Source organism: Cellulomonas algicola, from assembly GCF_003851725.1.
In the GTDB taxonomy this organism is placed as follows: domain Bacteria; phylum Actinomycetota; class Actinomycetes; order Actinomycetales; family Cellulomonadaceae; genus Cellulomonas; species Cellulomonas algicola.
Genome location: NZ_BHYL01000394.1, coordinates 1 through 10,384, shown reverse-complemented (window position 1 = coordinate 10,384; position 10,384 = coordinate 1). Strand labels below are relative to the sequence as shown.

The window sequence follows — 10,384 nt, the reverse complement described above, 5'->3', positions numbered from 1 at the left end:
ATAGCGAAGGGGAAACGCCCGGTCCCATTCCGAACCCGGAAGCTAAGCCCTTCAGCGCCGATGGTACTGCACTCGCCAGGGTGTGGGAGAGTAGGACGCCGCCGGACACCATTCAGAAAGAGCCACCCCAGCAATGGGGTGGCTCTTTCTGTTTCCGGCGGCATTCGTCCGCCGGTATCGCGTATACCCAGAGTGCAGCGTCGTGTGTCGACGTGCGTCCCGCTGCGGCGTGTTCCGCTACGGGCGGCGCTTGCGCGAGGCGTCTGGCCGCGATGTCGTGGGCGTCACGGCGCCGAGGGGATCCGGCGCCATCCGGGATGAGACCATGGTGCCGTCGTTTGCGACGAGGAGAGAGCCACACATGAACAGCGATCACCGGTCCGCTCAGCCCGAGCGTCGAGGACCGTCACGTCCAGGTCAGGAGACCTCGAGGGGCGGACGGTCCGGCTCGACGTCCGGCGGGTCCGGCGACCGGCGTGGCGGTGGCTACCGCGGGTCGTCGGAGGGCTCGAGTCCTCCGGCCGGCGACCGCGGGCGTCGCGAGGGCGGCGACCGAGCGGCTCGCGGCTCGTCGTGGTCGGATCGCCAGTCCGGCGGTGCTCCTCGCGGCGGCGGGCGACCGGGATCGCGGGCGTTCGACGAGCGACCTGATCGCTCCGGCGGGTTCGCGGGCGGTGGCGCGCGCAGCTCGGCCGCCCGCGGTCAGGACCGCGGCGACGCACCGAGGGCGGGATCGGACCGTCCGAGTCGCGGGGGCTCTGGTGAGAGCTCGCGCGGTGGGTACTCGGCCGGTGGTTCGCGTGGTGGCTACCCCACCGGCGGCTCGCGGGCTGGCGGGTACTCCGGTGGCTTCCGCGGTTCCTCCACGGAGGGTTCGCGGGGTGCGTCCTTCGGCGAGCGGTCGCGGGGAGGGGTCTCCGGAGGAGGGGCGCGCGGCGGGTTCTCCGATGGAGCGGCGCGTCGTGAGTTCTCCGGCGGCGCCTCGCGGGGTGGCTTCGGTGGTGGTTCCGGCCGGCGGGACGACGACCGGCGCGGTGCTGGCGGCGATCGGTCGCCGCAGCGAGACGGCCGCCGTGCGGGAGACGCGCGCGACGGCGGTGCACGCAGTGGAGCTCGTGACGATCGGTCCGCCCGGTACGGGTCGGGTGCCGAGCGCAGCGGTTGGCGTGAGCGGGGCGAGGACGGTGGAGACCGTCGTCCGTACGGCGCGACCGAGCGTCGCACGTCCAGCGGTTCGCGTGCTGCGGAGGAGCGTCCGGGCGGTCGCCCTGGTTCCGGTGGGCACGGTCGTCCGCGTGTCGCGGGTGAGCGCCCGGGGGACCGGGCAGGCCGTGGCGCGGGTCAGGCGCGCGGCTGGTCCGGACGGAGCGGTGAGCGTCCGGCCGAGCGATCCGGTGAGTCGCGCCGTGAGCCGTCCACGGGTGTCGGTGACCGGTCCGGTGGGTACTCGGAACGCTCCGGTGAGAGGACCGGCGCGTACTCGCAGCGTTCGACGGGTCGCTCGGAGCGGGCTGGGGGGTATTCGGGTGAGCGCACCGGTCAGCGTGCCGGTGGGCACTCGGGTGCACGTGCTGGTGGTCGCGACGAGGAGCGCTCGGGCGGCCGCGGCGGTGGCTCGTGGTCGCGGGACGGTGGTCCTCGGCACGGTGACGCCGGTCGTGGCGGTGACGCGCGGCGGCCCGGCGGGCCACCCCGCGGGCGGGACGACGTGCGTGGTGACGACCAGCGGGCCACGCGGCCCCCGCAGGATGAGCGTGTGCCCGCGCCGCCGGTGCCGGACGACGTCGTCTTCGGTGACCTCGACCGGTCGGTGCGCGCGCGGCTGCGGTCGCTGACCAAGGACAACGCGGAGCGCGTCGGTCGGCACCTGGTGGTCGTGGGACAGCTGCTCGACACCGACCCGGAGCTCGCGTACGAGCACGCCCAGGCCGCCGTCCGGCGTGCCGGGCGGATCGACGTCGTACGGGAGGCCGCGGGCCTCGCGGCGTACCGGACCGGGCGGTTCGCGGAGGCGCTGCGCGAGCTGCGCACCGTGCGACGGCTGAACGGCTCGTCGGAGCACCTGCCGATCATGGCGGACTGCGAGCGCGGGCTCGGGCGGCCTGAGCGCGCGATCGCCCTCGCCAACGAGCCGGAGGCGGAGACGCTGGACGCCGACGCTCGCATCGAGCTGGCGATCGTCGTGTCCGGTGCCCGGCTCGACCTCGGTCAGTCGGAGGCGGCCGTCGCCGTGCTGTCGAGCCCTGCCGTGCAGCAGGCGACCGGCGTGCTGGCCGTCCGGGTCGCGCAGGCGCGAGCCACGGCCCTCGAGGCGGCGGGGCGGGCCGACGAGGCAGCGACGCTGCTCGCGCGGTACTCGGCCGCCGAGCTCGCCGAGGCCGCAGGGGAGGTCGACGAGGAGGTCGTCGTCTTCGACCTGGACGACGTGGACGACCCGGACGACGAGGACGACACGGACGACGACGGCGCAGGGTCGCCCGTCGACGAGACGTCGACGGGCGTGGCTGGTGCAGGTCCCGACGCGTCCGGCGCGCTGGAAGCGGCTGACGACGTACCGGCAGGGGACGACGGCGACGACGGCCTCGACGGCGACGGCGGCGACGACGGCCTCGACGGCGACGACGGCCTCGACGGCGACGACGGCCTCGACGGGGACGACGAGCCTGCCGGGGACGAGCCCGACCGGGGCGATGTTCCGGCCCGCGACGGCGGGCTCGACGGCGACGACGAGCTCGACGAGGACGATGTCCTCGAAGACGACGACCTCGACGAGGACGATGCCCTCGACGGAGACGACGAGCTCTCCGGTGCCGATGACGTCGACGAGGCGCGCGACGAGCTCGAGCGGGTCGACGCGTCGGACGGCAACAGTCATCTCGACGATGCGGGCGACGCCGACCAGGTCGATTCCGACGCGGGCACGGACGAGCCCGCGCTCGGCGCAGGCGGGGCCGATGGCGGGCTCGACGCCGACGTCGTGGATCGCCAGGTCGCGGACCGCGAGGGCGTGGCACGCAGCGAGGAGGAGGAGGCGTGAGCGGAGGACTCATCGGGTCGGACGTGCCGCTCGCGGATCGGTTCGACCTCGCGCTCGTCGACCTCGACGGCGTCGCGTACCGAGGGCACGAGCCCATCGACGGTGCGGCCGACGGGCTGACGTCGGCGCGCGCCCGCGGGATGCGGCTGGTGTTCGTCACGAACAACGCGTCGCGGGAGCCGGAGTCCGTCGCGGACCAGCTGACGGAGCTCGGGATCCCGACCCGGTCCGGCGAGGTCATGACGGCGGCCCAGGCCGCGGCGCAGCTGCTGCGCACGCGGCTCGAACCGGGCGCGAAGGTGCTCGTCGTCGGTGGCGCGGGTCTCGTCACCGCCGTGCGGTCCGCCGGGTTCGTGGTCGTGGAGTCCGCGGACGACGAGCCCGCCGCGGTCGCGCAGGGCTTCGCGCCCGACGTCGGCTGGGCGCAGCTCGCGGAGGCGGCGTACGCGGTCGAGCGCGGGGCGTGGCACGTCGCGTCGAACCTCGACCTCAGCCTGCCGACGGCCCGCGGCTTCGCACCCGGCAACGGGTCGCTCGTGGGGGCGGTGCGCAACGCGACGGGCGTCGTCCCGGACAGCGCGGGCAAGCCGTCGCCGACGATGTACCGGATGGCCGTCGACCGGGCGGGGGCGCGCGAGACGCTCGTCATCGGTGACCGGCTCGACACCGACCTCGCGGGCGCGCGCGCCGGTGGCTACGTCGGCCTGCACGTCCTGACCGGTGTGAGCACGGCGCGCGACGACGTCCTGGCGGCGCCGACCGAGCGACCGCACCTCATCGGTGCCGATCTGCTGTCCCTGCTCGAGCCGCACCCGGTGCCGCGTCGGGACGCCGACGGGTGGTGGGCGTGCCGGGAGGTCGCCGCGCGCGTCGTCGACGGCGCGCTGGACCTCGGACGGGCGACGCCCGGCTCTCCTGCGACCCAGCTCGACCTCGTGCGGGCCGCCTGCGCGGCTGCGTGGGACGCCGTCGACAGCGGCGGCTCGCTCGACCCGGCCACGGTGCCTGAGCTGCACGTCGACGCACCGGCTCGCTGAGGGCACTCGCCCGTGTCGTGGCCGGTGCGGGCCCCGTGCGTCGGGCGGTGCGGGTCAGGTGCGCCGGGCGGTGCGGGACACGTGCGCCGGGCGGCTGCGACGCGACCGGGTGTCCCGTGCCTGTGGGTGCGTCGGGACGCGCTGTGGGCCTCGGCAGGTACCGTGGGCGCGGTCGTCGGGGAGCACGGCGTGACCGTCGGGACCGTCAGCGTGCGGCGGTCGGAACGCACGAGGAGGTACACCGGTGAGCGAGACGTCCGCGGTCGGGTCGTACGACGGCCCGACGACGGGGGACGCGCAGGTCGACGAGGCGTTGACGCGTCTCGCCGGGCTCGACGACGCCCCGGTGCGTGACCACGTCGCCGTCTTCGAGGCGGTCCACGGGGCGCTGCAGGACCGGCTGGCGGACGCGGAGGGCTGAGAGGTCGTGACGACACGCCTCGACAGCGAGCTCGTGCGCCGCGGGCTGGCCCGGTCGCGCGGGCACGCGGGCGAGCTCATCGCCGCCGGGCGTGTCTCGGTCGGCGGCCGGGCGGTGGCTCGTGCGTCGGTGCAGGTGTCCGACGAGGACGCGGTCGACGTCGCGCTGGATCCCGACGACCCCGGGTACGCCTCGCGCGCCGCGCACAAGCTCGCGGGCGTGCTGGACCAGCTCGGGCCGGACGGCCCCCGCGTCGAGGGGGCGTTGTGCCTCGACGCGGGCGCGAGCACCGGCGGGTTCACGGACGTGCTGCTGCGTCGCGGCGCGCGACGCGTGGTCGCGGTCGACGTGGGCCACGACCAGCTCGTCCCGGCGCTGCGGGAGGACCCGCGAGTCGAGGTGCGCGAGGGCGTCAACGTCCGCTCGCTCGCGGTGGGCGACGTCGACCCGGCGCCGGGCGTCGTGGTCGCGGACCTGTCGTTCATCTCGCTGACGCTGGTGCTGCCGGCGCTCGCGTCGGTCGCGGCGCCGGGCGCTGACCTGCTGGTGCTGGTGAAGCCGCAGTTCGAGGTCGGCCGGGAGCGACTCGGTTCGGGCGGCGTGGTGCGCGACGCCGGGCTGCGCGCACGGGCCGTGCGGGACGTCGCGCGGGCAGCGGGTGCCGCTGGGCTCGCGGTGCGCGCGGTTGCGCGCAGCGTCCTGCCCGGCCCGAGCGGGAACGTGGAGTACTTCCTGTGGCTCGTCGCGGGTGACGCGCCGCCGGAGCCGGACGGCGTGCCGCTCGACGACGCCGTGCGGGAGGTCGTCGAGGGCGGGATCGAGATGCGTCGCGTGCGCGCGGCGCTCGGAGGTGAGGCGTGACCAGACGAGCGCTCGTCGTGACCCACGGCGGTCGGGAGGAGGCCGTCGCAGCGACGCAGGAGGCCGTCCGTGAGCTGGAGGCAGCCGGCGTCGAGCCCGTGCTCGCGCCCGACGACTGCGGTCCCGACGACCTGCCGTCGTTCGAGCTCGCGATCGTGCTGGGCGGCGACGGGACGATCCTGCGTGCCGCCGAGCTCACGCGTGGCACGGACGTGCCCGTCCTCGGGGTGAACCTCGGGCACGTCGGCTTCCTCGCGGAGGCCGAGCGGGACGACGTCGGCGAGGCGGTGCGCCGGCTGACCGCGGGCGACTTCGAGGTCGAGGAGCGCGGGACGCTCGACGTGCGCGTCCTCCACCCGGACGGGACGGTCGGCACGGGCTGGGCGCTCAACGAGGCGGCGATCGAGAAGGCGGACCGGTCGCGCATGCTCGAGGTGATGCTCGAGGTCGACGGGCACCCGTTGTCGTCGTTCGGCTGCGACGGGGTCGTCGCGTCGACCGCGACCGGGTCGACCGCGCACGCGTTCTCGGCCGGAGGTCCGGTGGTCTGGCCGGACGTCGACGGGATGATCCTCGTGCCGATCTCGGCGCACGCGCTGTTCGCGCGGCCCCTCGTCGTCGGTCCGCGCAGCCGTCTCGCGGTGGAGGTGCTCGACCGGTCGTCGGCGCGCGGGCTCGTCACGTGCGACGGGCGGCGGCAGCTCGACGTACCGCGTGGCGCTCGCGTCGAGGTGACGCGCAGCGACGTCCCGGTCCGGCTCGCACGGCTGTCGCTCGCGCCGTTCACGACGCGGCTGGTGCACAAGTTCGGGCTCCCCGTGAGCGGCTGGCGCGGCCGGCCCGCGGGCGGCGGCTCGGCCAGGACGGGGGAGTGACGTGATCGAGGAGATCCGGATCGACAACCTGGGCGTCATCACGCGGGCGCACGTCGAGCTCGGGCCTGGCCTCACGGTCCTCACCGGCGAGACCGGTGCGGGCAAGACGATGGTGCTCACGGCACTGTCACTGCTGCTCGGCGGCAAGGCGGACCCCGCGACCGTGCGGCGCGGAGCCGCGTCGGCTGCGGTCGAGGGTCGGGTGCTGCTCCCAGGCGACGCGCCGGCCGTCGCACGCGCGGCGGAGGCGGGCGCCGAGCTCGACGACGACGGCAGCCTGCTGCTGGTGCGGACGGTCGGCGCCGGGAGCGACGGTGTCGCCGGCCGGTCGCGCGCCTACGTCGGCGGTCGCTCGGTGCCGCAGGCCGTCCTCGCGGACCTCGCGGAGGCGCTCGTCACGGTGCACGGCCAGGCGGACCAGGCGCGGCTGCGGTCGCCGGCGCACCAGCGGGAGGCGCTCGACGCGTTCGTCGGCGAGGCGCACCGCGACACGCTGGCGCGGTACCGCGCGGCGTGGGCGGAGCGGGCCCGCGTCGTCGAGGAGCTCGACGACCTGGTCGCGCGCACGCAGGAGCGCGCGCGTGAGGCCGAACTGCTGCGGCTCGGGCTCGCGGAGGTGGAGCGGGTCGACCCGCAGCCGGGCGAGGACGTCGCGCTCGCCGAGGAGGCGGACCGGCTGTCGCACGCGGAGGACCTGCGTGCGGCCGCGTCGGGCGCGCACGAGGCGCTCGCCGGCGAGGCGGACGCGTCGGGTGACGCGCTCGCCGCGACCGAGGTCGTCGACCGCGCGAAGCGCCTGCTCGAGCAGGCGGGCGGGCACGACCAGGCGCTCGCCGCGCTCGCGACGCGCGTGGCGGAGGCGGGGTACCTGCTCGCGGACGTGGCCGCGGAGCTGTCGTCGTACATGGAGGACCTGCAGGCCGACCCGTTGCGGCTCGAGGCCGTGCAGCAGCGCCGCGCGGCGCTGGCGCAGCTCACGCGCAGCTACGGCTCCGACGTGGCGCAGGTGCTCGCGTGGGCGGAGGACGCCGGGCGACGGCTCCTCGACCTCGACGGCGGCGACCAGCGGCTCGACGACCTGCGGGCGCGGGTGCACGAGCTCGACGAGGCGGTGGCCGCGCTCGCCGCCGACCTCACGCAGGGCCGGACGGAGGCCGCGAGCCGGCTGGCGGCCGCGGTGTCCGCGGAGCTCTCGGGACTCGCGATGGCGGGGGCCGAGCTGCAGGTGACCGTCGAACCCGCCGAGCCCGGGCCGTACGGCGCGGACCGGGTCGAGATGCTGCTCGTCCCGCACGCGGGTGCGCCCGCGCGGCCGCTCGGCAAGGGCGCGTCCGGCGGTGAGCTCTCGCGCGTCATGCTCGCGATCGAGGTCACGCTCGCGACGGCCCCCGACTCGGGCGCCGCACGACCCGGGACGTTCGTGTTCGACGAGGTCGACGCGGGTGTCGGCGGGCGCGCGGCGATCGAGGTCGGCCGGCGGCTCGCGGACGTCGCGCGGTCCGCCCAGGTGCTCGTCGTCACGCACCTCGCGCAGGTCGCCGCGTTCGCGGACCGGCACCTCGTCGTCACCAAGTCGACCGCCGACGGCGTGGACGTCGTCACCGAGTCGGATGTGCGCCTGGTCACAGACGAGGCCCGCGTGCGCGAGCTCGCCCGCATGCTGTCCGGCCAGGACGACTCGGAGGCGGCGCGCACGCACGCAGCCGAGCTCCTGGAGCTCTCGACCGTGGGACGATGAGGCACGATGAGAGCTTCCCTGCGCAGACGGACCCCCGCGCCCGAGGCCGGCGTCATCGCCGGTCCGGCCCGGGTCGACCCTCGGACCAAGGCCCTCACCAAGCGCCTGCGGCCGGGTGACGTCGCCGTCATCGACCACCTCGACCTCGACCGCGTCTCCGCAGAGGCGCTCGTCGCGTGCCAGCCGGCGGCCGTGCTCAACGCCGCGCGGTCGACGTCAGGCCGGTACCCGAACCTCGGGCCCGAGATCCTCGTGTCCGCCGGTGTGCCGCTCGTCGACGACCTCGGCGCGGACGTCATGGCGCTCCCCGAGGGACACCAGCTGCGCGTGGTCGACGGGTGCGTCTACGACGGCGAGACGCTCGTCGCCGAGGGCGTCGAGCAGACGCCGCAGACCGTCGCGGCGACCATGGAAGAGGCCCGCGCCGGGCTGTCCGTCCAGCTCGAGTCGTTCGCGGCGAACACCATGGACTACCTGCGCCGCGAGCGCGAGCTGCTGCTCGACGGCGTCGGCGTGCCGGACATCGACACCGAGATCGACGGCCGTCAGGTGCTGATCGTGGTGCGCGGCTATCACTACAAGGAGGACCTCGTCACCCTCCGCCCGTACATCCGCGAGTACCGGCCCGTGCTCATCGGGGTCGACGGCGGCGCGGACGCGATCCTCGACGCCGGCTGGAAGCCCGACATGATCGTCGGCGACATGGACTCGGTGTCGGACCGCGCGCTCACGTGCGGCGCGGAGGTCGTCGTGCACGCCTACCGCGACGGTCGCGCGCCCGGCCTCGCGCGCGTCGAGCAGCTCGGCGTGCGGCACGTCGTCTTCCCCGCGACGGGGACCAGCGAGGACGTCGCGATGCTGCTCGCCGACGACAAGGGCGCCGAGCTCATCGTCGCGGTCGGCACGCACGCGACGCTCGTCGAGTTCCTCGACAAGGGGCGGTCCGGCATGGCGAGCACCTTCCTCACACGTCTGCGTGTGGGCGGCAAGCTCGTCGACGCCAAGGGCGTGTCCCGCCTCTACAAGCACCGGATCTCGAACCTGCAGGTCGCGCTGCTCATCCTCGCGGGCCTCTTCGCGCTCGGCGTCGCGCTCGCCTCGACCGCCGCCGGGCAGACGTTGCTCGGCCTCCTCGGCGCGCGCATCGACGACGTCACGTCCTGGATCGGCTCGCTGTTCGGAGGGTCGTCGTGACGCTCCGGCGCGTCCACGCCAGACCCGCGCCGCGACCCGTGACCCACCCCGCCCCGCTCGCCCGCCGCCTCGCGGCCGCGGCGACGCCTGCCGCCGCCCCCGACGGAGATGCCGCACCGTGATCGACTTCCGCTACCACATCGTCTCGCTGATCTCCGTGTTCCTGGCGCTCGCGGTCGGCATCGCGCTCGGCGCCGGGCCGCTCAAGGAGACCATCGGCGACACGCTCACGGGTCAGGTGCAGCAGCTGCGCGCCGAGAAGGACGAGCTGCGGTCGCAGCTGGACAGCGCGTCCGACGACCTCGGCCACGCCGTCACGTACATCGACGCCGCCGGTCCGCGCCTGCTCGAGGGCTCGCTCACCGACCGCCGCGTCGCGGTCGTCGCGCTGGGCGAGGTCGACGAGTCCGTGCGCACGGCGGTCGACGAGCGCTTCGCGCAGGCGGGCGCGACGGTGACGGCGCACGTCACGCTCAACGACGCCTGGACCGACACCGGCCTGGACTCGTTCCGGCAGGCGCTCGGCGGGCAGCTCGTCCAGTACCTCTCGCCCGCACCGGCCGACGGCGCCGGCGTGCAGGAGGAGCTCGCGGCGGCGCTCGTGCAGGGTCTCGTCGCCGCCGACCCGGCGGCGCCCGACACGCTCGCGTCCGACTCCGCCTTCCTGCTCGAGCTCCTGTCGGGCGGCGACTACCCGCTCGTCACGCTCCAGGACCCGGTGGAGGTGCCGGCCGACGCGATCGTCGTCCTCGCGCCGTCCGAGCGGTCCGGCACGTCGGCCTCGGCCGACACCGACGAGGTCGAGCAGACGCAGGCGGCGTGGCTCGCGGTGCTCACGGCCGCGCAGGAGCGGTCCGAGGGTGCCGTCCTCGCGGACGGGCCGCGCGGCGACGGGAGCCTGACCGACGTGATCCTCGGCGACGACCAGCTCGCCGGCGCGCTCACCACGGTCTCCGACACGCAGGTCGTCACCGGCCAGGTGTCGACGCCGCTCGCGCTCGCCGTGCGGATCTCCGGCGAGAACGGCCACTACGGCTTCGGTGACGGCGAGACGCCGCTGCCCGACGCGGTGGCGCTCCCGCCCGTGGACCGCACGCCGGCGAGCGCGGACGCGGGGGCGGGGACCGAGGGGACCCAGGGGTGAGCGTCCTGCGGCGAGCTGCCGCGGCCGTCGTCGCCGGCGGCGTGACCGCGGTCGTGCGCGGTGTGCTGGACATGAGC

General features: G+C 75.5%; 8 protein-coding genes and 1 rRNA gene. All 9 read left to right on the top strand.

All coding sequences use genetic code 11. The features are described 5' to 3' along the window. Positions 1-107 (top strand): 5S ribosomal RNA (rrf, locus tag CTKZ_RS19790); the annotation flags it as partial. Between the two features lie 1,649 nt (positions 108-1,756). Beyond that, entirely contained in the window at positions 1,757-3,037 is a 1,281-nt protein-coding gene (locus CTKZ_RS22540; RefSeq protein ID WP_235843571.1) for a tetratricopeptide repeat protein, read from the top strand. Continuing rightward, positions 3,034-4,074 carry an HAD-IIA family hydrolase gene (locus tag CTKZ_RS19780; RefSeq protein WP_124344522.1) on the top strand — a complete coding sequence of 347 codons (1,041 nt, stop codon included), beginning with the start codon at positions 3,034-3,036 and terminating at the stop codon, positions 4,072-4,074. The genes CTKZ_RS22540 and CTKZ_RS19780 overlap by 4 nt, the downstream gene beginning before the upstream one ends. Before the next feature lie 244 nt (positions 4,075-4,318). After that, positions 4,319-4,495 carry a hypothetical protein gene (locus CTKZ_RS22140; RefSeq protein WP_200829843.1) on the top strand — a complete coding sequence of 59 codons (177 nt, stop codon included), beginning with the start codon at positions 4,319-4,321 and terminating at the stop codon, positions 4,493-4,495. 6 nt (positions 4,496-4,501) lie between these two features. Further along, complete coding sequence (locus CTKZ_RS19775; RefSeq protein ID WP_124344521.1) at positions 4,502-5,356, top strand: TlyA family RNA methyltransferase; 855 nt, start codon at positions 4,502-4,504, stop codon at positions 5,354-5,356. Then, positions 5,353-6,231 (top strand): NAD kinase, encoded by an 879-nt coding sequence (locus CTKZ_RS19770; RefSeq protein ID WP_124344520.1) that lies wholly within the window; start codon positions 5,353-5,355, stop codon positions 6,229-6,231. Before CTKZ_RS19775 ends, CTKZ_RS19770 begins: the two co-directional genes overlap by 4 nt. A gap of 1 nt (position 6,232) precedes the next feature. Further along, the gene (gene recN / locus CTKZ_RS19765) at positions 6,233-7,969 is read left to right on the top strand and encodes a DNA repair protein RecN (protein ID WP_124344519.1); all 1,737 of its coding nucleotides are present in this window, start codon (positions 6,233-6,235) and stop codon (positions 7,967-7,969) included. A gap of 6 nt (positions 7,970-7,975) precedes the next feature. Continuing rightward, a complete protein-coding gene (gene steA, locus CTKZ_RS19760; protein WP_124344518.1) occupies positions 7,976-9,163 on the top strand; it encodes a putative cytokinetic ring protein SteA in 1,188 nt (395 codons plus the stop codon). Positions 9,164-9,281: 118 nt separating this feature from the next. After that, entirely contained in the window at positions 9,282-10,307 is a 1,026-nt protein-coding gene (locus CTKZ_RS19755) for a copper transporter (RefSeq protein ID WP_124344517.1), read from the top strand. The last annotated feature ends 77 nt before the right edge of the window (positions 10,308-10,384 follow it).